We start from the raw sequence: 20,930 nt of genomic DNA on the forward strand, positions 1-20,930 counted from the left end.
TCAGCCTCGATCCGCCGACGCTCATTCGTGGGTGATGGTTTCGGCATTTCGGAAGTGGCCGAGGAGCCGGTTTCGGGTGTGGGTGTGGAGTGTCCGCCGGTGTGCCCGGCTTTTCCACTGCAGGTTCCTGGTCGTGCCCGCGGGGGGCGGTTGGTCAACTCGTGGTGAGGGCGGGAGGGCCGAGCGCTGCGGTGTAGAGGGTGTCGAGTTGGTCCTGCCAGGGCCAGTGGGCTGGTAGGTGGAGTCGCCATCGTCGGGCCTGGTTCGCGATCCTGCCGGCGACCTGGATGAGGGTGTGGCGCACGGTCGCGGTGCGGGCCTTGCCGAGGGTGGCGGACGCGAGTCGGGCGGCGGCGCGGGTGAGGTTGAACGCGATCGACGCGAGGGCGAGCCAGGCGGCGTTGGCGGTGAATTTCCCCGATGGTGCGTGGGTAAGGGGGCCGTCTTTGAGGTCGGCGATGACGGCTTCGATGATGGCGTGGTCACGGTGCGCAGCCTCGGCCTGGACCATCGCCAGGGTCGTGTTGGTGAAGACGGGGTGGTAGCGGTAGCCGGGCAGCAGTTCACCCTGGGTGGTGGTGTTCGGGTTGAGGCGTTTGACGCGGCGGACGATCAGGCGGGCGGTGATGTGGTGGGCCTGGGGGTGGGAGGTGAACGCGGTGAACGGCACCTCGGCGACCTCAGCCTGTGAGATCCAGCGGTGCTCGACCTCGTCGTAGACGGCGTCGCGGTAGCGGATCGTGGTCCACGCCTGCTCGTCGATGCTGGCGATGGCCTTGACCACGGCTTTGTTCAGGCGGGCGGTGACCGAGAACCTGGCCCCGCCCGCGGTCGCGGCAGCGGTCACGTCGTGACGGAAGTAGGCACTGTCAGCGCGCACGATGACCAGGTCAGGAGTGGTCGGGACGGCCTTCCGGAGGGTGGCGAGGGTGTCGCCGATCAGGCGGGCGGCGCCATGCCCGGAGTCGATGTTGCCCTTCCGGAGTCGGGTGGCGGCGATCACCGGAGCCGCCAGCGGGGTCGACACGACAGCCAACTGGGCGTTCAACCCCTTGACCCGGCTGTAGCCGTAGGCGGCGCCCTGTTTGCGGTAGCCGTGGGTTTCCCGGACGGTGTCGTCGACGTCCACGTAGACGAGTTGGTCGGCGCCGGCCAGGATCGGTGAGGCCTGCGCCAAGTTGACCAGCAGGCGGGAAGCGACCGCGTCCAACTGTCTGACGTGCCCGAACCGGTAGCCGCGTAGGTGTGTGCCCAGCGTGGTTGCTGCCCGCGCTCCGGTGAAGACCCGCCCCATCCCGCCGTGGCGGAGCACGTCCAGATCGCTGATCGAGTCCGCACCGGCGATCATGCCCGCGATGATCGCCGGCACCTTGACCGACGCGTTCGCCCCGGCGGTGCCGGACACCGTCACGTGCTCGTCGACCAAGTCGTGGAGACCAGTTCGTTCGGCCAGCGTCATCACCGCCGGCAGCCCCCCGAACGCGATCAGGTTCGGGTCGTCGAAAACCGGCTCAACAATGTGGGAAACTCGCACTACGAGTGCTCCTGTCCAGGGCGGGAATGGCGTCTTCGCAAACACCATTCTTCCTTGTCACAGGAGCATTCGCCATCACGGCACGCCTACCACCTCGGCGGATCCAGGCTGAACCGGGCCGGTGGGCGCTGCTCCGCGAGGGGCGGTGCTCACCGGCAATATCGGCTGGTGCCGAACCGCAATATCCGGTGGTGCTCAATCGCAATATTCAGTGGTGCTCAACGGTCCGAATACTCAGTTCCGCAACCTGACCAACTACATCGCCAGATCCCTGCTCGAGACCGGCGGGTTCAGACCCCGACTACACCCTGGATTCGGATGAGCCTGTTTGATGGTTTGAGCGAAATTCCCAATGGAGAGCCCATCGATTTCGGGTTCATGGACCTTGCCGCATCGGCTGCTAAGACAGAGGGAAGAACGTGGGGTGCGGTTGACGAAGTCATCGCTCCAGAGGCCGCGAAGGGCGTGGGTGAACCTCTCGGATTTGGCCTGGCCGGGCCAACTAGGTCTTCCGACTCGTTCACCATGCCAACCACGAAGTCATGCCTTTACAAGAATGAGCACAACATGGAACAAGACATCCCACTCCTCGGAGGTGGCAGTGGCGCGCCGATCCCCGGATGCTCTCAGTAGCACATGCGAACTGGCACGCTCTGGGCCACTGAGGCTGCTTCGCATCGCGAGCTGTGGTGCAACCGCACGTAGTCTTCCGCTCCTTCTGCCGCATCACCTCCAAGGTATAGGCGGGGTCTGCGTCCGCCGTCTCGAGTTGAGACCCTTCGCTGGGCCGATCATTGCGGACATTACGCGGATGCAATCGAGGGCGGGGGGCCTCTAGGCTGAGTGCTGGGCCCTTGGCGTGGCGCGAGGGGGCGTTGGACCAGCAGCGGTGCTACATTCCGACCGTGCGAAGAATTGGAATGATCGTAGGCTCGATCTTGGCCCTGTTTGGCGCTTACCTCGCTGTCTCGTCCTTTGCCGTCGTCATGGCCCTCGGTGGCCCCTGGCTACAGATTCCCGTCGAAGGGGACTGGTCCCGGATGCTCGCCACACTGATGCTCATGGTCGCCGCGGCCGGCAGTTTCTTGTTTGTGGCATCTTGGCGTCGAACCTCCGGCCTGGGTTGGCTGCTGGCGCTTGCCCTCCCGCCCGTCGCGCTATTGTCATTGACCATGTCGTTCGCGTCGAGCATTGCTTTGGTGGTCATCCTCGTGCTGATCGTTGGTCTTGTCATACCAGCGGGCATTGGATTCGCAGCGGGTGCGGTTAGCGCGTCACTTCGATCAAGTAGGAGACCAGTCAATACCAGCCCTTGACCGCCACCCCACAGGAGCCACCGACCTCACCGGCACCGTTCAGCATCCAATCTCCTCGTGATGTCTCCCATGCAACATGTCTGGGGTGGCATCATTGTTGGCCGCGTCGCATCGCTCCCGTCTTCGACAGTCGTTGAACCTATGACTTTGGATGCGCGCCGAGGCTGTGACTGGTGCTGATGCGCTTGGTGTCTGCGGGTGCCGATTCAGCCAACCCCGTATGGGCTTCACCCTCTTGCTGCTTCCCTCCGTGATCGTTAGCGCGCGCAACGAGTTCGTTGGTAGCACGTCCGTGATGTCCGCGACCGTGGGAGAGTCGATCACCGGCCAGACCTCGAGGCAACGTCCGCAGATCGGCATGAGCGCGAAAACCACGCCTGTGGTCATCTCCGCTCGTTGAGGGCTGGGAGCCACAGGAGGACCGCGCGCAAGACGATGGCGGCTCGGTAGGTCGAGGCGAGCTTGTCGTACCTGGTCGCCAGGCCGCGCCACTGCTTGAACCGTTCGAAACTGTTCTCGATGACGTGCCGCTTGGCGTACTTGGCAAGATCAGTCAGCGGCGGGCGACCCCCACGAGAGCCGCGACGCTTCCGGTGCCCCTGCTGGTCACGCGGTTCAGCGATCACCGCCGTGATGCCCCGGCCGCGCAGGAGCGCACGGTGGCCCCGTGAGGAATAGGCCTTGTCGGCCATCACCGAGTCAGGCGTGGTCCGCGGACGGCCGGCCCTCTCGCGCGGGACACGTATCGCGCCGAGCAGGTACGGGAACATCGTGGAGTCGCTGCCCTGCCCCGGCCCGACGGCGACGACCATTGGACGTCCCTTGCCGTCGCACACCTGATGGACCTTCGTCGAGAGTCCTCCGCGGGAGCGTCCAATCGCGTGATCGACCGGCTCGAGTTTCTGTTTCATGTAGTTCGAGGGAGCCCCCGCGAGGCGCGTTGTGTTCGTCGCGTGCTGGTGGGCGCGCGCGACCGTCGAGTCGACCGCCACGTCCCAATCGATCTCGCCAACCGCATCAGCCCTGGTCAACAGGGCGGTCAACACCTTGTCCCACGTCCCGTCGCAGGCGAAGCGACGGTGCCGCTTCCATACGGTCTGCCACGGACCGAACTCCCGTGGCAGGTCGCGCCAGGCGATCCCGGTGCGGTACCGGTAGATGATCCCTTCGACCACGAGACGGTGATCCCTGAAACGCCGTCCCCGCCGCCCGTCCGAAGACGGCATGAACGGCTCGATCAACTCCCACTCGGCATCAGTCAGCACCCGCATCCGCGACATGCCCCCACCCTCACCCGCGACCACGAAGGCATTTGGGAGACACGCCCTGTAGCATCGCCACCGTGTTGGTGTCGCGTGACCCCACTTCCCAAACCCTTCAGTTGCCTTATATTCAGGCTACCTAAATACCTGCGAAAGGGGCGACCATGCGGTCCTGGCGTGTCGTGGGGAACCCAGGCACGGCCGAGCGCTTCACCTTCGTCGAGACGGCCGCGACCGGCACCTGGATGCTGCTCTTCGCCGCCCTCGGCTGGGCCCTGATGGTCGAGGGGTCGGACGCCGAGCGTCCGTCTTCCCGCTCGCCGATCTCCTGACCGCCCCTGGACGCCCGGCGCCGCACTGCACGGAACCAATTCATCAACAGACCAACTCATTCATCGAGGGGGCCATCCATGAGCGACCGCGTCGACGTCCTCATCGCGGGCGCCGGCCCGACCGGCGTCCTGACCGCCCTGCTGCTCGCCGACCTCGGCGTCCGGGTGCTGGCCGTCGACCGCCGGACGGTCGTCTCCGAACTCCCGCGCTCCCGCGGCGTCCACGCCCGGGCCACCGAGGTGCTGCGCCGGCTCGGCGTCGAGGAGGACATGGTCGGGGCCTCCCTGCCGATCGTGCCGCGGTTCGAGGTGCGTACCTCGCTGGCCGACCCGCCGCTCTTCGCCGCGGCGACCGGCGGCGAGACGATGAGCGTGGTCAGCCCCTGCGAGGGCGTCACCATCAGCCAGGACGACTTCGAGACCGTCCTGCGCCGCCACCTCGCCGCCCGGACGCCGCCGAGCTGCGCCTCGGCGTCCGGCTGGCGTCGTTCGAACCAGACGCCGACGGCGTCACCGCGACGCTGACCGACGAGGCGTCCGGGGAGCGGTCGCAGGTGCGGGCACGGTTCCTGCTCGGCGCCGACGGGTGGCGCAGCGACGTGCGCGCGCTGGCGGGCATCGGGCTGACCGGCGGCGAGGCCGGACGCCAGCGCAGCATCCGGTTCCGCGCCGACCTGTCGAGATGGTTGGGCTCGCCGCCGCCGGTGTTCGTGCGCTTCCCCCACCAGGAGGCCGTGCTCCTGCCCACGCACGCCGACGACCGCTGGGTGCTCTCGACCATGACCGGCGACGAGGACGCCGTCGCACTCCTCGGCCGCGTGCTCGGCGTCGACGCCTCTCCCCCGGTGCTCGGCGACGGCGAGTGGCTGGCCGCGATCCAGCGCGCGGACGCCCTCCGCGCCGGGCCGGTCTTCCTGCTGGGCGACGCCGCCCACCGCGTGACGCCGGCGGGCGCGCAGGGCATCAGCATGGCGGTCGCCGACGCGCTCAACCTCGCCTGGAAGCTCGCCGCCGCCGTGCAAGGTTGGGCCGGCCCGGACCTGCTCGACACCTACCAGACCGAGCGGGCGCCGGTCATCGACCACGCCCTCGAGGTCAACCGCCTGATGTGGGCCGACCTGCGCGCGGGCCGGCCCTCGAACAACGACCTGCGCCTTCTCGACATGGGCTACCGCTACGTCTCGCCGATCGTCCAGCCGGCCGATCCGGCACCGGACGCGGACGCCTACGTCCCCAGCGCCGAGCCCGGAGACCGGGCGCCGCACGCGTGGCTTGCCGGCGGCCGTTCCACGCTGGACGCCTACGGGCGCGGCTTCGTCCTCGCCTCCGCCGGGGGCTGGTCGGACGCGGTCGCGCGGGTCGCGGCGTCCTCCCCTGTCCCGCTCGCGGCGCTCGACCTCGACACCCCGGACGCCGTGGCGCTGTACGGGGTCGGGGATGGCGGCGCGGTGCGGGTCCGGCCGGATGGGCACGTGGCGTGGCGGCTGGCGGCGTCCGAGGGCGCGGAGGGGTTGGCGGCCGCGGTCCTTACGTCAGCGGGCTTCGTGCCATGAGAGCTGGGTGAGGCGGGCTCGCTCCTTGTTCATCCACTGGCCCTCGGCGTAGTTGCGGACGAAGTCCTCGGCGAACTCGACCGGGTCGTCGCCGACCACCGAGCGGATGGGCGTGCCGTCGGCGGCGGCCTGCTCGAAGAGGTCGGCCAGGTCGCTGACCATGGCGACCAGCACGTCGCTGCGGCCGACGCCGCCGACGTTGAGCAGGTACCGCTCGAGGGCCAAGGTGGCGTCCCGATAGGGGGCGGGCATGCGCGCGGCGCGGGCGCGGTACTCGCGCCACTTCTTCTTGTCGCCGAGATCGCCGGCGATCTTGTCGATGAGGGTGTTGAGATCCATGGTCAGGCTCCTTGGTTGAGTCGGGTGAGGCGATCGGTGAGGAAGTTCCAGGTGTCCCAGAACTCGGCGAGGTGAGCGCGGCCGGAGGCGTTGAGCGAGTAGACCTTGCGCGGCGGTCCCTTCTCGGAGGGGACCTTCTCGATGTCGACGAGGCCGCGCTGCTCGATGCGCACGAGCAGGGCGTAGATGGTGCCCTCGGCGATATCGGTGAAGCCCTGGTCGCGCAGCCACGCGGTGATCTCGTAGCCGTACGCCGGCCGTGCGGCGAGAATCGCGAGAACGATCCCCTCCAGCACGCCCTTGAGCATCTCGGTGCTCTGTTTGCCCATGGTTCCTCCGGTACTCAGTGTTACTCACTACTGGTAGATAGTGACACTGAATACCGGATTACGCAAGCCCTCTACCCCGCGACCCGACGGACGCCGCGGCGTCCGTCAGCGGGACGGCCGACGCAGCGACTCGGCGATCCAGAAGGCGAGGTCGTCGTCGGAGGCCAGGCCGTGGGCGTCCACGAGCAACCAGCCGGGGGACATGGACGTGCTGCCCATCACAGCCTCCCTGGCACCCGGGCGCTCGACCAGGTCGTCGTAGCGGGCCTCCTCGACGCGGACCAGCAGCCCGCCGTCCTTGCCGGCAGAGACCGCGAGCCCGCCGTCGACCATGAAGGAGAGCCCGCCGAACATGCGCACCTCGCGCACTTCGGCGCCCTCGGGCAGGGCGGCACGGACGCGGTCGGCGAGGTCCTCTTGGGCGGGCGTGAGAGGCATGGGCGCTCCTGTCGGCGGGGTTCCGATGCTAGGGCGCGCAGCCGCGGGGCGATAGGCCTCGCTGCCTGGCGAGGTCGATGGGCGAGTATGACGCGATGCGTGATAGCGGGTGGGTGATCAGATGCTTTCGGGGCTCGGCCACCGAACGACTCTCGTCACGCCAGCGAGTCAAGAGGATCGAACCCCGGATCGAACGAACCGCCCTACGCACGTTGGTGATGTTGGACGCCGCCGAGGCGCTGGAGGATCTGCGCGTGCCGCCCAGCAACCGGCTGGAGGCCCTGCATGGTGACCGGGCGGGCTAGCACCGCAATCGCGGCGAGGACCTGTTCCACCCCGATCGGTCATCGAGCGAGTCGAGCCACTCCTCAATGTGACCCAGGTCCACACGCCACATCCACACACGTCAGATCCTGCAAGGTCTACTGACAAGCTGGCGTGACGTTCCCTCGGCGGCGCGAGAACAGGCGACCCAGCTGGCTCGCCACCGTGGTGTTTTACGGACTCAATGGCATCTCCCTCGACGCCCCCGACGAGGACGCCTACGACCTCGTCATCGCGATCGCCAGTGGCGCAACCACACAGATCGAAGCCCTTGCCGCCGCCCTCTCCACGTGGCACCGAGTGCGGCAAGAGAGTGAGTCGCGTTAAGGGAGTAGCTCCCAGAACTGGCGACGCGCTGGCATCGAGTGAATGACCATCTCGCCACCGCTCTTGAAGATCAGGACGACAGTCTTCAGAAGGCGCGCTTGGGTGTCGAACCCAAGCCGCAGTTCCCGACGCGGCCACTCGTCGTCTTCGAGGGGCTCGACCCACAAGGACCAGTCCGCAGCCTGAAGCGCGTCCTCAGCGGAGACGCCGTGCTTGAGCGCGCTGGGATGGACCTTCACGCCGCGTAGGACGCAAGCGCCCGACGGATCGCTTCCGAGCGGGACACGTCGTCCTTCTCGGCTTTGGCGTCCAGCGCCGCGATCTCCTCGGCGGTGAGCCTGACGGCGATGACCTGCATCGGTTCGGCACCGCGCCCCGGACGGCCGCGGCCCCGCTTCTTCAGCTGGTCGACGTCATAGCCTGCCTCAGCTTCGTCGGCCCACTGTTGGATCTGCTCCTCGGTCACCCCATCCTCATACACCATGGGAGAATCGTATAACGAAATGTGGCGGTCGGCGAGGGTCAGCTGGCGACAGGCGGCAAAGGCGGATGTTCACTGAGCCACCCCTCGCGCGTCTTTGCTCGTTCTAAGGGTGGTGCCTGGTGGCATGCGTGCCGGATCTGAGGCAGGAGGGGTCGCGCCGCTGTCAGTGGGCGTTCGCGCCCTCAGCCGAGGGGTGCGTAGGTCTCGAGGTAGTGGGTGATCTTGCGGCCGAGTTCCTCGTTCATGGCCTTGTCCCGGTTGAGTGCGTGGCCGGAGTTTGGGAAGACGAGCACATCATGGGCGATGCCGTGGGCCGTGAGGGCGGGTTCCAGGCCGGTCAGGATCCTCATGGCTACTCATCTCATCATGGTCCCGGCGCACCAGGGTGGGAGCAGCGCGTCGCGGACGAAGCTCTGTCACCAGGATCTCCCCGCGAGGCGCGGACGAACAGCTTGAATCATTCCTCGCCAGGACGGCCGGCTCCTGGTTCGCGACCATCCGGATATGCCGCGGGCAGGTTAGCCACTGCCCCCCGCCCCACCTCTTGACTGACGATCGGTCAGTTGTATCCTGAAGCCACCGACTGACCGTCAGTCGGCCACCCGGAGGAGCCATGGCCCGCGTCGTGAAGCACCCCGACGTCCGCCGCGACGAGATGATGGACGCCGCCCTGCGCCTCTGCATGAGCGTGGGCTACGACGCCATGTCGATCGACCAGGTGACCCAGGCCGTCGGCGTCGCCAAAGGGACGTTCTACTACCACTTCCCGTCCAAGACGGCCCTGCTGGTGGCGGTCGTCGAACGCTGGGTCGACGACTTGTTCCGCGACCTCGAGGCGCAGGCACCCCACCTCGTGGGCACGGGCGCCGAGCGGTTCCGCACACTCATGCAACTCGCCACGGCGTGGAAGCTCGAACGCATCGACGCCGCGATGGCGGCCGTCCCGCTGCTCTACAAGCCAGAGAACCTCGAACTGCGTCACCGCCTGTTCGACTCGTGGATGCGGCGCATGGGCACCCTCGTCCTGCCCCTCATCGAGCTCGGCCACGACGACGGCAGCCTCGACGTCGTCGACCCACACGCCACCGTCGACGTCGTGCTCGCCATGATGATCGACGGCTCCGCGCGCCTCACCGATCGCGCCTTCGCCGCCGAGACCGAGGACGAGTACCTGCGCATCTTCACCACCGGCTCCCCGGCCCTCCTGCGCGCCGTCGAGCGCGTGCTCGGCGCGGCGCCCGGCACGTTAGCGCTCCCCGGCGACTTCACCGAGACCTACCGCGCGATGCGCGGCCCGTTCCTCGCCGCCCTGCACGGCACCCACTGACACCTCTTCCCTCCGAAGGAACCTCCCATGAAGCGCAACCGCATCGTCGCCGCCGCCGTGATCGCCCTGCTCGTGATCGCCGTCGCGGGCGGCGCCTGGTGGTCCACCCAGAGCGCCCGCACCACCGTGGCAGCGGCGACGGCGTCCACCCAGACGCTCGACGTCACGGTGAACGCCAAGGGCACGATCGCGCCGGACGCCCAGTCCACCGTCACCGCCCCCGCAGCCGGGACGTTGGCGTCCGTGGCCGTCACCGACGGCCAGAACGTCGACGCCGGCCAGCTGCTCGGCACGATGGACACCACCCCGCTGGACGCCGCCGTCGCCCGCGCCGAGGCCGACTACGCCGCCGCCCGGGCCATGCCGACGGGCACCGACCGACTCAACCGCGCCCGTGACGCCGCCACCCACGCCGCCCAGCTCGCCCTCGACGCCGCCCGCGCCAACCGAGACAAGGCCGAACTCAAGGCGCCGGTCGCCGGCACGGTGCAGTTCACGTCGCTGTCGCTGGCTCCCGGGCTGCCCGCGCTGTTCACGACGGCGCCTGGCGTCGCGGTCACCGAGGGCCTGACGCTGTTCACCGTCGTCGAGCCGTCCTCGCTGCGGTTCGACGCGGCCGTCGACGAGTCCGACATCGCGGGCGTCCAGGCCGGACAGTCGGCGTCCGTCACCCTCGACGCCTTCGCGGACGAGCCGTTCTCGGGCACCGTGGCGGCGGTGCGTCCGGTGGCGGTGAGCACGTCGACCGGCGGGGTGGCGTTCACCACCGTGATCACCCTGGACGCCGCCGGCAAGACCCTCATGAACGGCATGACCGGCGATGTGGACATCGCGACCGCCTCGATCCCGGACGCCCTCGTCGTGCCCGTGCAGGCGGTCGTCTCGGACGGGGCGGGCCGTTTCGTGTGGGTCATCGACGGCGGCGCCGTGCGCCGGGTGGCGGTCGAGGTGGGGGCGTCCTCGGACACCCTCACCCAAATCACCTCCGGCCTGGACGCCGGCGTTCAGGTCGCCACGACCAACCTCACCGCGCTGACCGAGGGGGCCAGGGTCGATGTCCAGTGACGCTCCCATCGTCGCGACCCGCGGGCTGACGAAGACTTACGGCAGCGAGCCGAACGTGGTGCACGCGCTGGCGGGGGTGGACCTGACGGTGCAGCCGGGCGAGTTCGTGGCGGTGATGGGTCCGTCGGGCTGCGGCAAGTCGACCCTGCTGAACCTCATCGGCGGTCTGGACACCCCCACCGCGGGGACGATCTCCATCGACGGCACCGACATCGCCACGCTGCCCGACGAGCAGCTCACCACGCTGCGCCGGCGGCGCTTGGGGTTCGTGTTCCAGTTCTTCAACTTGATCCCCGTGCTCGATGCGACCGAGAACGCGGCCCTCCCGCTCACGCTCGACGGCGCTGCGGACGCCGACGCGCGCGCCACCGAGTGGTTGCGTCGCGTGGGGCTCGGCGACCGCCTGACGAACCGCCCGGATCAGCTCTCGGGAGGGCAGCAGCAGCGCGTCGCGGTCGCCCGGGCGCTCTCGACGGATCCGGCGTTGGTGCTGGCCGACGAGCCGACCGGCAACCTCGATTCAGCCTCGGCCACCGAGATCGCCGAACTGCTCGCCACCGTGGCATCCGACTGGGGTCGGGCCGTCCTCATGGTCACCCACGACCCGCGGATCGCCAGCTACGCCGACCGGCTCGTCCTCATGCGGGACGGCGCGATCATCGACGACCTCTCCCTCGACGGCCGTCGCGAGGCCGCCCGCGACGCGATGGATCGGGCGGGCTTGCTGTGACCGCCCTCACCCTCGCCTGGCGCTACCTGCGCGGCCGCGGCTTGCGGTCGGCGCTGACGACGCTCGCCGTGGCGCTGGGGGTCATGCTCGTGTTCGGCCTGAACGGCATCGCCCCGGCGCTCATGGAGGCCTTCACCAAGTCGATGATGTCGGCCGCCGGCAAGATAGACGTGACCGTGACGAGCGCCTTCCGGCAGCCCTTCGGCACCGACGTCCTCGACACCGTCACCCTGACGCCGGGTGTCGCGGCGGCGTCCGGGGAGGTTCAGCGGGCCACGCCGCTCATGACCAGCGACGACCTCCTCGACGCGCCGAGCATGATCAACATCGTGGGCCTCGACCCGGCCGCCGCCGGCGGCGTCCGGGACTTTCCGCTCAGCCAGGGCCGCCCGCTCGCCTCGGGCGACGGCGACGTGGCCCTGCTGTCGAGCGATCTGGCCGGACGCCTCGAGGTGCGGGTCGGCGACGAGCTGACCCTGCCGAGCTCGGCCGGAACGACGTCGCTGACGATCGTGGGGCTCTTGTCGACGCCGACCGTGCCCGGTCAGGAGCAGCTCTACGTGCCGCTCGCCGCCGCCCAGAACCTGTTCGCCCTGGGCAACCGCATCACGGTCGTGGAGGCGGCCCTCACCCCGGACGCCGACCGCGCCGCCGTCGAGGACAACCTGCGCAGGCGCCTCGGCGACTCCTACAGCGTGGGCGGGCTGTCGTCGAACGCGACGCTGATCGCGAGCATGCAAGTCTCGCAGTTCGCGTTCAACCTGTTTGGAGTTTTCGCCCTGGCCACGGCCGGGTTCATCATCGCGAACTCGTTCCGGACCGTCATCGCTGAGCGGCGCCGCGACATCGGCATGCTGCGCGCGATCGGGGCCCCGCGGCGGATGATCAGCAGAATGTTCCTGGCCGAGTCGCTGCTGCAAGGGGTGATCGGAACGGCGCTGGGGCTGGTGCTCGGGTGGCTGCTCGCGGCGGGTGCGTTCGCGGCGATGGTGCCTGTGATGAAGCGGTATCTCAAGCTGGAGATCGGGCCGCCTCTGTTCGAGCCGCAGACGTGGGCGGTCGCGATCGGTCTGGGGCTGGGGGTGACCGTGCTGGCGGCGCTGCTGCCCGCGCGGGCGGCGTCCACGATCACACCGCTCGACGCGATGCGTCCGCCGATCGCGGAAGTGCACCGGCTCGTGGCCGGACGCCGCGCGTTGCTGGGCGTCGGGCTGGTGGCGGTGTCGGCGTTCATGCTGGCCTCGCGCGTGCCGACGTGGGTGGCGGTCGGGTCGGTGGTGTTCCTCGTGGCGATCGCGCTGGTGACGCCGGCGATCGTGAACCCGCTGGCGTCGGCGTTCGGATCGGCGGTGGAGTTGCTGTTCGCGCGGGAGGGGGCCATCGCGCGCTCGAATCTGCAGCGGAACCCCGGCCGCTCGGCGACGACCGTGACGGCCGTGATGCTCGGGCTGGCGTCCATCGTGGCGATGTTGACCGTGGTGTCGTCGATCTTCGCGGGGTTCATGACCTACATCGACAAGTCCATGGGCTCGGACTACCTGGTCATCCCGGGGTCGATCGTGCTGCAGGAGGGGAATGTGGCCGCCGGGCCGCGCCTGGGGAACGAGCTGCGGTCGGTGCCGGGGGTGGCGTCCGTGGCGTCCCTGCGGGTGGCGAACGGCAAGCTGAACGGCCACGACGTGCAGGCCATCGGGATCGACCCGGTGGAGTATCCGAAGGTCGCGTCGCTGGAGTGGAACGGGGCGTCGTCGGATGCTGCATTCGGGCAGTTGGCGTCCGGGCGGTGGCTCATCGCCAACGGCATCTTCGCGTCCCAGGCCGGGCTCGAGCCCGGTCAGGCGGTGACCCTGGAGACGCCGAACGGACGCCGCACCTACTTCGTGGCCGGCATCGGGAACGACTACCTGAACGCGAAGCTGTCGACGATCTACGTGTCGCAGGACCTGCTGGCGCGCGACTTCGCGACCACGAACGACCTGATGTTCCTGCTCGATCGCGATCCGGGGTCGGACGCCGCCGCCGTCGGTCGGGCGGTGGAGGCCGTCGTGGCGGACTACCCCGCGTTCACCGTGCACTCCACGCAGGAGTGGCGGGCCGAGCAGCAGACCACGTTCAACGGGACCCTGTTCATCTTCTACGGGCTCATCGCCGTGCTGGCCCTGCCGAGCCTGCTGGCACTGATGAACACCCTGGCCATCTCGGTGTTGGCCCGGACCCGCGAGATCGGCATGCTGCGCGCCGTCGGCGCCACGCGGCGTCAGGTGAAGCGGATGGTCATGGCCGAGTCCCTGCTGCTGACGTTGATCGGCATTGCGTTCGGGGTCCTGAGTGGGCTGTGGCTCGGCTATGCGCTGGTGGTGGCGATGTCCAACGTCGGCTGGGAGATGCCCTGGAGCTTCCCGTTCGACGGGGTGGTGGTGACGATCGTGGTGGGGTTGATCTTCGGGGTCCTCGCATCCGTCGCGCCCGCGCGATCGGCGGCACAGTTGGACGTCGTCGAGGCACTGCATCAGGAGTGAGTGACGCGACCGTGTCCTCGCTCGGTGCGCCCTCGCCGGTTTCGGCGCGTGGGGCAGCTGCAAGCGGGTCGGATAAATCACAGTGGCGAAATTATCCACAACTGCCCTAGAGTTCAATTATGGATCTTGACCTGTTCCAGAACCCGCTGATGGGCACCCTCGTTCCCATCAGCGGCTTCTCACCCGATGGCGCTCCGTGGAGTCACAAGGCCTTCTTACCCAACCCACTTCCTGATGCCAGCCCCGAACTCACGGGAGCCGCCTACCGAGGCGTCGCGGAAGCGCGTGCCGCCCTCAGTGCACTCGATGCCACCGCGCAACGTCTTCCCAACCCACGCCTCTTCCGCCGATCCACTCTCCGGCTCGAAGCACACTCCACGGCCGCACTCGAGGGCACCTACGAACCGCTGGTGCGCGTTCTGGCAGCAGACGAGGAGGAGGCGGCAGACCCCTCGCTCCGCGAGGTCATCAACTATCTGGTCGTGGCCGAGACCGCTTTCGCATGGAACGAGGAGGGACGGCCGTGGAGTACCGCATCGCTGGCAACCCTCCAGGCTCTCCTCGTGGAAGGCACCGCCTCCGAGCGCGAGGAGTCCGGCGAGATCCGACGCATCCAGGTTGTGATCGGTCGCCGACCCGAAGCCGACCCGCGGACGCCGCCCATCCAAGCAGCACGCTTTGTGCCGCCACCACCCGGGGCGGACCTTGAGGCCCGAGTCCGGGACTTGCTGGGGTGGATGCAGGTCGCTCCCCGGCCCGAGATCGATCCTGTTGTTGCTGCGGCCATGGGCCATTACGCATTCGAGGCGCTCCACCCGTTCCACGACGGAAACGGGCGACTCGGCCGCCTCTTCATCGTGCTCCAACTCCACAAAGCCGGCGTACTGACCGAGCCGACATTGTCCGTCTCGCCCTGGTTCGAGTCTCGGCGCACCGGCTACTTCGACGCGCTGATGGGCGTCTCCACCCATGGCGACTGGCCCACATGGGTCGAGTTCTTTGCCCAGGGGCTCGCCGAGTCCGCCCGCACCACCCATCGGCGCATGCTGTCGTTGGCCGACCTTCAGGAGCAGTTGAAGGGTCGGGTGCAAGAATCGAGCCTGCGCTCGATGAAGGCATCCGCCTTGATCGATTTCGCCGTGGGGCAGCCCACCTTCACTATTCGACAAGCATCCGACGGCATCGGCATGGCCTACCAGGGCACCAAGAAGCTCGTCGACAAGCTTGTCCATCTCGGCATCATCGCTCCCTACGGCGCCCGCACCTACAACCGCCGGTTCCACGCCCCCGCCGTCATGGACGTCCTGCTCGGCCACACCCGCCCCGAACCTCCGGCGCACGATCGGTAGATCAGTCCATATGGATCATGGCCGGTCACACAATGTTCCAGAATGAGCCGTTGTGGATCGTTTCGTGACGTGCTTGGCGTCGTCAGCCGTAGAGCGTCCCCACCCGCGCTGCAACCTCGGCCATCTGGTCGCGGAGGTCGTCGGGCTCCAGCACCTCGACCCAGTCGCCGAGGCCCAGCAGGACGCCGACGGCGCCGCGGAGCGTCCCGACATCGACGCGCACGACCGCGGCACCGTCTGCGCCGTCCTCCACCACCGGGGGACGCCGCGCGACGAACTCGATCTGCCGCAGCGTGATCGGCACGTGTTCGCGCGGGACGCGGATGCGCACCGCGTACGCCGGCTGCTCCTGCCACGCACTGCGCAGCTCCTGCCACGTGGCGCGCAGGTCGAGCCGGGCCGGACGCCGCGCCGCCTCCTCCAACACTCGGAACGACCGGATCCGGCTCACCCGGAAGGTGTGCGGACGCCCCCGGTGCGCCGCCACGAGATACCAGGTGGGGCCGGCCAGGACGAGGCCCCACGGATCGACGGTGCGGCGTCCACCCTGGCCGGACGCCAGGGCCTCGTAGTCGATCCAGAGCCGACGGTCGGACCAGACGGCCTCGAAGAGCTCGTCGAGCGCACCCACCGGCGCCGACTTCCCGGACCACCCGCCCGGGTCGATCACGATCCGGTCGAGGGTGCGGCCGACGGCGCCCGCCTCGGCGTCCGGTAGCCCCGTCGCGAGCTTCCGCAACCCCTGGGCGAAGGCAGGACCGAGGCCGAGGGCGTCCGCCACCTGGCCGCCGCCGGCGACGAAGAGGGCGCGGGCCTCGTCGGGGGTGAGCGCCTCGGCGTCCGGCGTGTAGCCCGGCACCAACGCGTACCCACCGGCGCGGCCACGCTCGGCGAACACCGGGACGCCGGCGAGCGACAACGCCTCGATGTCGCGCATGACGGTGCGCGGGGTCACCTCCACCCGGCGCGCCAGCTCGGCTGCGCTGAGGCGTCCGTGCTGGCGCAGCAGGCCCACGAGGGTGAGCAGACGATCCGCGCGCATGCGCCAAGATTCGCATGAATACATGACATTCGGTGTCACTGATCGGGTCGCAAAGTGGTGTCACCGGCCCAGAAGGGGCCCCGAACCCGAGGAGATCACCATGACCCCCACGACCACCCTCCCCGACCTCCGCCCCGCGCTCGCCCAGTCGCAGGCTTGGGTCGCCGAACTGATCGCCGGCGTCCGCCCCGACCAGTGGGACGCCCCCACCCCCTGCACCGACTGGACCGTCCGCGACCTCGTCGGCCACCTCTTCGCCGTGCAGAGCCGCATCGAGGCCAACCCGGCCGGCAGCGTCAACCACCTCCCGTCGACGCTCCCCGTGCCGGACGCCGACGCCGCCGCCGCGTTCCGCACCGCAGCCGAGCGGGGCGCCGCCGCCTGGTCCGACGAGGCCCTGGCGAGCACCGTCGTCCGGCCCTACGGCGAGGTTCCCGGCGCCGTCGCCGTCGCCGACTTCACGCGCGAGCACCTCGTCCACGGGTGGGATCTCGCCACCGCCACGGGCCAGGACCCCGAGGCGCTCGGCGACCTGGCGGCGACGATCCTGCCGTCGGCCCGCCAGTTCCTGCCCGCGGAGATGCGGGGGGCAGGCATCCCGTTCGACCCGGTCGTCGAGCCCGCGGCTGACGCCGGACCCACGGAGCAGCTCGCCAACTGGCTCGGCCGCCGGAGCCGGTGACGTGGGCGTCGATCGGGAGCGCGCCAGCGTCCCGCCGGCGTCCGAGTGAAAAGTGGTGGACGCCGGGCTCCTGCGCCCGGCGTCCGCGCTGGCTAGCGTGAGCCTTGGCGGGGCCTGAACCAGAGACGGTCCCCGGGCTGCCAGCGCGGGTGGCGAGTCGGTCCCGTCAGTGACGAACCACGAGGGGTTCACCATGACCGATCCGCGCAGGATCCTCATCCTCGGGGCCGCGGGCCGCGACTTCCACACCTTCAACGTCCTCTACCGGGACGACCCCAGCCACCGCGTCGTGGCCTTCACGGCCACGCAGATCCCCGACATCGCCGGCCGCGCCTACCCGCCCGAACTCGCCGGCGCTCTCTACCCCGACGGCATCCCGATCGTCGACGAGGCCGAACTCGAAGCGATCATCGCGCGCGAGGGCGTCCAGGAGTGCGTCTTCGCCTACTCCGACGTCTCCCACGAGACCGTCATGCACCTCGCCAGCCGGTGCATCGCCGCCGGCGCCGACTTCGTGGTCCCGGGCGGGGCGGCGTCGATGATCACGTCGACCAAGCCGGTCATCGCCGTGTGCGCCGTCCGCACGGGCGTCGGCAAGTCGCAGACCAGCCGCTACCTGGTGAGGATCCTGCAGGGGCTGGGCAAGCGGGTCGTGTCGATCCGGCACCCGATGCCGTACGGCGACCTCGCCCAGCAGGCCGTGCAGCGCTTCGCGACCTACGCCGACCTCGACCGTCACCACTGCACCATCGAGGAACGCGAGGAGTACGAGCCCCACATCGACGCCGGCTTCCTCATCTACTCCGGCGTCGACTACGCGGCCATCCTGCGCGAGGCCGAAGCCGAGGCCGACGTCATCCTGTGGGACGGCGGCAACAACGACCTCCCCTTCTACGCCCCCGACCTGCACATCGTCCTCGCCGACCCGCTGCGCCCCGGCGACGAAGCCCGCTACCACCCCGGCGAGGCGAACGTCCGTCTGGCCGACCTCGTCATCGTCGCCAAGTGCGACTCGGCCGATCCGGACGCCGTCGCTGCGGTCGAGGCGTCGGTGCGGTCCCTCAACCCGGACGCCCGCATCCTGCGCTGCGACTCCCCCGTCACCGTCGAGGATCCGGACGCCATCCGCGGCAAGCGAGTGGTCGTCGTCGAGGACGGCCCCACCCTCACCCACGGCTCCATGACCTTCGGCGCCGGAGTCGTGGGGGCGAAGGCCGCCGGCGTCGCCGAGATCGTGGACCCGGCTCCGGTCGCGGTGGCCTCCCTGGCGCGGACCTACGAGAAGTACCCCAACGCCCGAGGCATCCTGCCCGCGATGGGCTACGGCGAGGCCCAGATCCGCGACCTCGAGGCCACGATCGACGCGACGGACGCCGACGCCGTCGTCGTCGGGACCCCCATCGACCTCACCCGCGTCCTCACCGTGAACAAGCCCATGATCCGGGCGCGGTACGAGCTGCGCGAGCAGCAGGCAGGGGTGCTGGAGGAGGAGGTTCGCGCGGCCGTGCTCGGGGGCCAGGGCGACGCCTGAGTCCGGCCCCCGCGCGGGCGCGGGCTGGCCACCGAACGCAGGTTGGTCACTCGACGCCCCCACCCCCGCCCGATCAGGAATCGAGTGTCACGTTCTCGTCGGTCGCCCGCGTCAGGACGCACCGACCCGTGCTCCACGGATTCAGTGTTACACTGGATCCGTGGCGAATCTGACGATCACGGTGGATGAGACGACCCTGAAGCGCGCCCGGATGCGTGCCCTGCAGCGCGACGAGTCGGTGAACGCCTATCTCGCCGAGGCTCTCCGCCGCTACGCGGCCGCCGACGACGCGCCCGACCGCATGGCCGGCGTGCTGCGCGCGGCGCGGGCGAGCACCTCCGGCTCGGGGGCCGAAGGCCGCACCTGGACGCGGGAGGAACTCCACCGTGGCTGACTTCCTCGACACCAACGTCCTGGTCTACGCCTTCGACGCGTCGGAGCCCACGAAGCAAGCCACGGCTCAGCAGCTCCTGAGCGACCACCCCGATGCCTGCATCAGCACGCAGGTGTTGTTGGAGTGGTTCTCGGCTGTGACGAGGAAGTTCACCCCGCCTCTGCCGCTGACGGACGCGGTGGCCGCGCTGGAGACACTGGCGGCTCTCGACGTCCTCCCCGCCGACGCGGAACTGGTCGTGCGCGCCGCCCGCGCGTCCCGGGATCACCAGCTCTCGATCTGGGACGCCATGATCATCGAGAGCGCTGCCCTCGGTGGCTGCTCGACGCTGTGGACCGAAGACCTCAGCGACGGCACCACCCTCCGCGGCGTCACGATCCGCAACCCGTTCGCCGAACAGCCGCTCCGCTGAGCCGCAGAGCCCCGCTCACCCGCGCCGCTCGGACAGCCCTCGAGGTAGGAGATCTGGCCGAAGTGCTGGCTGACCTCTGCCGGCCCTACTCCGCCGACTTCATCTGCCGCGCGTACGCCGCCGGGGAGACGCCGAGGGCGCCTGTGAAGTCCCGGGTGAGGTGGGCCTGGTCGGCGTAGCCGAGGTCGGCGGCGACGGCTGCCCAGTCCACGGAGTCCCCTGCGCGGACGAGCTCGGCGGCGTCCAGGAGACGGCTCCGCCGGATCACCCAGGCCGGGCTCACGCCGGCGCAGGAGGCGAACATGCGCTGCAGCGTCCGCGGGGAAACGCCCGCCAGCGCGGCCAGCTCCTCGACCCGCCGCACGGACCGGTCCCGCTCAGCCACCCCCGCCACCCGGCCCACCTCGCGCGCGAGCTCGACACGCGCGGGGTCCCGGCCCGCCAGCAGCCCGGCGAGCACCTCCCCCAGCCGGCGCGCGACCTCGGCGGGCGGCGTCCCGTCGCACCGCTCGGCCAGGCCGGCGATCGCCGGACCCAACACCTCGGACGCCGGCACCGCCCGGTCGGTCAGGCGCCGCACGTCGTCGACCCAGGCGCCGAAACCGCCGGTCGTGGTCTTGGCGGCCACGTTCCAGCCGCGCCCGGTCAACACCCGCGTCGCCAAGCGAGTGGTGACCCCGGTGACCACCTCCCGCAGCGGGTGGGGTCCGGGCGGCGGGGCGACGGCGTCCGGCGGCGGATTGCCGGCCGACACGTTCACCCCCGGCTGCGACAGCACCTGCTGGGGATGGCTCAGGCCCCTCGGCAAGTCCCAGGCGACCGACCAGAACCAGTCGACCAGACCAGCCAACTGCGGCGGCGCCGGGTGGCGCTCGAACGCGACGAACCGCATCATCCGCCCGGGCGCGATGATGCCGCGCGTGTCGTCCGGGACCGGCTGGCTCATGCGCCGAACGTACCGGGCGGCGTCCGGCGATCGTGTCGCGAATCTTCAATCACGGACGCCGCCGGCTTCCGTAGGTTCTCGGTCATGAACACCACCCAGCAGACCACCGATCACCTGCGGGCCGTCCTCGCCGACCTCGCCGACGTGCTCGACCGCATCACCCCTGACCAGGCCACCGACCCCACCCCCTGCGCCGAGTGGGACGTCGCCACCGCCCGCCAACACACCCTCGGCTGGCTGACCGCCTTCACCGACGGCTACGCCGCCGAGGACGGGCTCTGCTCCGACCCGGACGCCGTCACCGTGGAGGGGACCGGCGCCGACCAGGTGCGCGCCTGCTCGGCCCGGCTGGCCGAGGTGCTGCCGGCCGCCGCCGACGGGCAGCTGTTCATCGGCGAGGCCGGCATGCCGGGCGGGATGGCGCTGTCGATGATCCTGTGGGAATACCAGATGCACGGCTGGGATCTTGCCGCCGCCACCGGCCAGATCTGGTCGCCCGACGCAGCCGGCGTCGAGGAGTCGCTCGCGTTCGCCCCCGGCATGCTCACCCCCGACTACCAGGGCGAAGGCATGTCGTTCGGCCCGCGCGTCGAGGTCGGCCCGGACGCCCCCGCGTTCGACCGCCTGCTCGGCCTGTCCGGGCGCGACCCGCAGTGGCGGCGTCCGGCCTGACGCGCGGACCGGCGCCCGGACGC

23 protein-coding genes are annotated in these 20,930 nt (G+C 69.7%); 14 read left to right on the plus strand and 9 right to left on the minus strand.

All coding sequences use genetic code 11. The features are described from left to right. Window positions 1–154: 154 nt before the first annotated feature. Both Q1K57_RS00535 and Q1K57_RS00540 read right to left on the minus strand, forming a co-directional pair. Window positions 155–1,534 carry an IS1380 family transposase gene (locus Q1K57_RS00535; protein WP_300077635.1) on the minus strand — a complete coding sequence of 460 codons (1,380 nt, stop codon included), beginning with the start codon at window positions 1,532–1,534 and terminating at the stop codon, window positions 155–157. A gap of 1,699 nt (window positions 1,535–3,233) precedes the next feature. After that, entirely contained in the window at window positions 3,234–4,130 is an 897-nt protein-coding gene (locus Q1K57_RS00540; protein WP_300077637.1) for an IS5 family transposase, read from the minus strand. 146 nt (window positions 4,131–4,276) lie between these two features. Between Q1K57_RS00540 and Q1K57_RS00545 the strand changes: the two genes are divergently transcribed. From Q1K57_RS00545 to Q1K57_RS00555, 3 genes are all read left to right on the plus strand, one after another. Beyond that, window positions 4,277–4,444, plus strand: coding sequence for a hypothetical protein (locus tag Q1K57_RS00545; protein ID WP_300077640.1), 168 nt, complete (start codon window positions 4,277–4,279; stop codon window positions 4,442–4,444). Between the two features lie 78 nt (window positions 4,445–4,522). Then, window positions 4,523–4,969, plus strand: coding sequence for an FAD-dependent monooxygenase (locus Q1K57_RS00550; protein WP_300077642.1), 447 nt, complete (start codon window positions 4,523–4,525; stop codon window positions 4,967–4,969). Beyond that, window positions 4,924–5,997 carry an FAD-dependent monooxygenase gene (locus tag Q1K57_RS00555; RefSeq protein ID WP_300077790.1) on the plus strand — a complete coding sequence of 358 codons (1,074 nt, stop codon included), beginning with the start codon at window positions 4,924–4,926 and terminating at the stop codon, window positions 5,995–5,997. The genes Q1K57_RS00550 and Q1K57_RS00555 overlap by 46 nt, the downstream gene beginning before the upstream one ends. Here the strand turns inward: Q1K57_RS00555 and Q1K57_RS00560 are convergent. From Q1K57_RS00560 to Q1K57_RS00570, 3 genes are all read right to left on the minus strand, one after another. Continuing rightward, window positions 5,977–6,336 carry a DUF1048 domain-containing protein gene (locus tag Q1K57_RS00560; protein ID WP_300077645.1) on the minus strand — a complete coding sequence of 120 codons (360 nt, stop codon included), beginning with the start codon at window positions 6,334–6,336 and terminating at the stop codon, window positions 5,977–5,979. The genes Q1K57_RS00555 and Q1K57_RS00560 overlap by 21 nt on opposite strands. 2 nt (window positions 6,337–6,338) lie before the next feature. Beyond that, entirely contained in the window at window positions 6,339–6,665 is a 327-nt protein-coding gene (locus tag Q1K57_RS00565; protein ID WP_300077648.1) for a PadR family transcriptional regulator, read from the minus strand. 105 nt (window positions 6,666–6,770) lie between these two features. Then, on the minus strand, window positions 6,771–7,103 hold the full coding sequence (locus tag Q1K57_RS00570) for a TfoX/Sxy family protein (RefSeq protein ID WP_300077651.1): 333 nt from the start codon (window positions 7,101–7,103) through the stop codon (window positions 6,771–6,773). Window positions 7,104–7,592: 489 nt separating this feature from the next. On the opposite strand from Q1K57_RS00570, the gene Q1K57_RS00575 reads away from it, so the two are divergent. Beyond that, window positions 7,593–7,754, plus strand: a complete 162-nt coding sequence (locus tag Q1K57_RS00575; protein WP_300077654.1) for a hypothetical protein — start codon at window positions 7,593–7,595, stop codon at window positions 7,752–7,754. Between the two features lie 235 nt (window positions 7,755–7,989). Here Q1K57_RS00575 and Q1K57_RS00580 read toward each other — a convergent pair whose 3' ends face one another. After that, window positions 7,990–8,238 (minus strand): CopG family transcriptional regulator, encoded by a 249-nt coding sequence (locus Q1K57_RS00580; protein ID WP_300077657.1) that lies wholly within the window; start codon window positions 8,236–8,238, stop codon window positions 7,990–7,992. Window positions 8,239–8,420: 182 nt separating this feature from the next. After that, window positions 8,421–8,588 (minus strand): hypothetical protein, encoded by a 168-nt coding sequence (locus Q1K57_RS00585; protein ID WP_300077660.1) that lies wholly within the window; start codon window positions 8,586–8,588, stop codon window positions 8,421–8,423. A gap of 263 nt (window positions 8,589–8,851) precedes the next feature. On the opposite strand from Q1K57_RS00585, the gene Q1K57_RS00590 reads away from it, so the two are divergent. From Q1K57_RS00590 to Q1K57_RS00610, 5 genes are all read left to right on the plus strand, one after another. Next, on the plus strand, window positions 8,852–9,565 hold the full coding sequence (locus Q1K57_RS00590) for a TetR/AcrR family transcriptional regulator (RefSeq protein WP_300077663.1): 714 nt from the start codon (window positions 8,852–8,854) through the stop codon (window positions 9,563–9,565). Window positions 9,566–9,592: 27 nt separating this feature from the next. Continuing rightward, a complete protein-coding gene (locus Q1K57_RS00595) occupies window positions 9,593–10,630 on the plus strand; it encodes an efflux RND transporter periplasmic adaptor subunit (protein WP_300077665.1) in 1,038 nt (345 codons plus the stop codon). Then, window positions 10,620–11,360 (plus strand): ABC transporter ATP-binding protein, encoded by a 741-nt coding sequence (locus tag Q1K57_RS00600; RefSeq protein ID WP_300077667.1) that lies wholly within the window; start codon window positions 10,620–10,622, stop codon window positions 11,358–11,360. Before Q1K57_RS00595 ends, Q1K57_RS00600 begins: the two co-directional genes overlap by 11 nt. Further along, window positions 11,357–13,879, plus strand: coding sequence for an FtsX-like permease family protein (locus tag Q1K57_RS00605; protein WP_300077670.1), 2,523 nt, complete (start codon window positions 11,357–11,359; stop codon window positions 13,877–13,879). Before Q1K57_RS00600 ends, Q1K57_RS00605 begins: the two co-directional genes overlap by 4 nt. 119 nt (window positions 13,880–13,998) lie before the next feature. Then, window positions 13,999–15,228, plus strand: coding sequence for a Fic family protein (locus Q1K57_RS00610; RefSeq protein WP_300077673.1), 1,230 nt, complete (start codon window positions 13,999–14,001; stop codon window positions 15,226–15,228). A gap of 82 nt (window positions 15,229–15,310) precedes the next feature. On the opposite strand, the gene Q1K57_RS00615 is transcribed toward Q1K57_RS00610, so the two are convergent. After that, window positions 15,311–16,270, minus strand: coding sequence for a YafY family protein (locus Q1K57_RS00615; RefSeq protein WP_300077676.1), 960 nt, complete (start codon window positions 16,268–16,270; stop codon window positions 15,311–15,313). A gap of 100 nt (window positions 16,271–16,370) precedes the next feature. Here Q1K57_RS00615 and Q1K57_RS00620 point away from each other — a divergent pair, with 100 nt between their 5' ends. From Q1K57_RS00620 to Q1K57_RS00635, 4 genes are all read left to right on the plus strand, one after another. Continuing rightward, the gene (locus Q1K57_RS00620) at window positions 16,371–16,952 is read left to right on the plus strand and encodes a TIGR03086 family metal-binding protein (RefSeq protein WP_300077679.1); all 582 of its coding nucleotides are present in this window, start codon (window positions 16,371–16,373) and stop codon (window positions 16,950–16,952) included. A gap of 193 nt (window positions 16,953–17,145) precedes the next feature. Then, a complete protein-coding gene (locus Q1K57_RS00625; protein WP_300077682.1) occupies window positions 17,146–18,483 on the plus strand; it encodes a cyclic 2,3-diphosphoglycerate synthase in 1,338 nt (445 codons plus the stop codon). 160 nt (window positions 18,484–18,643) lie between these two features. Beyond that, window positions 18,644–18,877: a hypothetical protein gene (locus tag Q1K57_RS00630; protein WP_300077685.1), complete on the plus strand. Its 234-nt coding sequence runs from the start codon at window positions 18,644–18,646 to the stop codon at window positions 18,875–18,877. Next, window positions 18,870–19,289, plus strand: a complete 420-nt coding sequence (locus tag Q1K57_RS00635; RefSeq protein ID WP_300077688.1) for a PIN domain-containing protein — start codon at window positions 18,870–18,872, stop codon at window positions 19,287–19,289. The genes Q1K57_RS00630 and Q1K57_RS00635 overlap by 8 nt, the downstream gene beginning before the upstream one ends. A gap of 85 nt (window positions 19,290–19,374) precedes the next feature. On the opposite strand, the gene Q1K57_RS00640 is transcribed toward Q1K57_RS00635, so the two are convergent. Beyond that, window positions 19,375–20,235 (minus strand): helix-turn-helix domain-containing protein, encoded by an 861-nt coding sequence (locus Q1K57_RS00640; protein WP_300077690.1) that lies wholly within the window; start codon window positions 20,233–20,235, stop codon window positions 19,375–19,377. Between the two features lie 84 nt (window positions 20,236–20,319). On the opposite strand from Q1K57_RS00640, the gene Q1K57_RS00645 reads away from it, so the two are divergent. Continuing rightward, complete coding sequence (locus Q1K57_RS00645) at window positions 20,320–20,907, plus strand: TIGR03086 family metal-binding protein (protein ID WP_300077693.1); 588 nt, start codon at window positions 20,320–20,322, stop codon at window positions 20,905–20,907. Window positions 20,908–20,930: the final 23 nt, after the last annotated feature.

It is taken from the genome of Propioniciclava sp. (assembly GCF_029977985.1).
GTDB lineage: Bacteria > Actinomycetota > Actinomycetes > Propionibacteriales > Propionibacteriaceae > Propioniciclava.

Bases quoted from the DNA above. Each gene is read 5' to 3' on its own strand.
- Q1K57_RS00610 (WP_300077673.1), top strand. From the start codon at position 13,999: ATGGATCTTGACCTGTTCCAGAACCCGCTGATGGGCACCCTCGTTCCC.
- Q1K57_RS00550 (WP_300077642.1), top strand. From the start codon at position 4,523: ATGAGCGACCGCGTCGACGTCCTCATCGCGGGCGCCGGCCCGACCGGC.
- Q1K57_RS00585 (WP_300077660.1), bottom strand. From the start codon at position 8,588: ATGAGGATCCTGACCGGCCTGGAACCCGCCCTCACGGCCCACGGCATC.
- Q1K57_RS00570 (WP_300077651.1), bottom strand. From the start codon at position 7,103: ATGCCTCTCACGCCCGCCCAAGAGGACCTCGCCGACCGCGTCCGTGCC.
- Q1K57_RS00620 (WP_300077679.1), top strand. From the start codon at position 16,371: ATGACCCCCACGACCACCCTCCCCGACCTCCGCCCCGCGCTCGCCCAG.
- Q1K57_RS00590 (WP_300077663.1), top strand. From the start codon at position 8,852: ATGGCCCGCGTCGTGAAGCACCCCGACGTCCGCCGCGACGAGATGATG.
- Q1K57_RS00615 (WP_300077676.1), bottom strand. From the start codon at position 16,270: ATGCGCGCGGATCGTCTGCTCACCCTCGTGGGCCTGCTGCGCCAGCAC.
- Q1K57_RS00645 (WP_300077693.1), top strand. From the start codon at position 20,320: ATGAACACCACCCAGCAGACCACCGATCACCTGCGGGCCGTCCTCGCC.
- Q1K57_RS00595 (WP_300077665.1), top strand. From the start codon at position 9,593: ATGAAGCGCAACCGCATCGTCGCCGCCGCCGTGATCGCCCTGCTCGTG.
- Q1K57_RS00565 (WP_300077648.1), bottom strand. From the start codon at position 6,665: ATGGGCAAACAGAGCACCGAGATGCTCAAGGGCGTGCTGGAGGGGATC.
- Q1K57_RS00640 (WP_300077690.1), bottom strand. From the start codon at position 20,235: ATGAGCCAGCCGGTCCCGGACGACACGCGCGGCATCATCGCGCCCGGG.
- Q1K57_RS00545 (WP_300077640.1), top strand. From the start codon at position 4,277: ATGCGGTCCTGGCGTGTCGTGGGGAACCCAGGCACGGCCGAGCGCTTC.
- Q1K57_RS00600 (WP_300077667.1), top strand. From the start codon at position 10,620: ATGTCCAGTGACGCTCCCATCGTCGCGACCCGCGGGCTGACGAAGACT.
- Q1K57_RS00560 (WP_300077645.1), bottom strand. From the start codon at position 6,336: ATGGATCTCAACACCCTCATCGACAAGATCGCCGGCGATCTCGGCGAC.
- Q1K57_RS00580 (WP_300077657.1), bottom strand. From the start codon at position 8,238: ATGGTGTATGAGGATGGGGTGACCGAGGAGCAGATCCAACAGTGGGCC.
- Q1K57_RS00625 (WP_300077682.1), top strand. From the start codon at position 17,146: ATGACCGATCCGCGCAGGATCCTCATCCTCGGGGCCGCGGGCCGCGAC.
- Q1K57_RS00540 (WP_300077637.1), bottom strand. From the start codon at position 4,130: ATGTCGCGGATGCGGGTGCTGACTGATGCCGAGTGGGAGTTGATCGAG.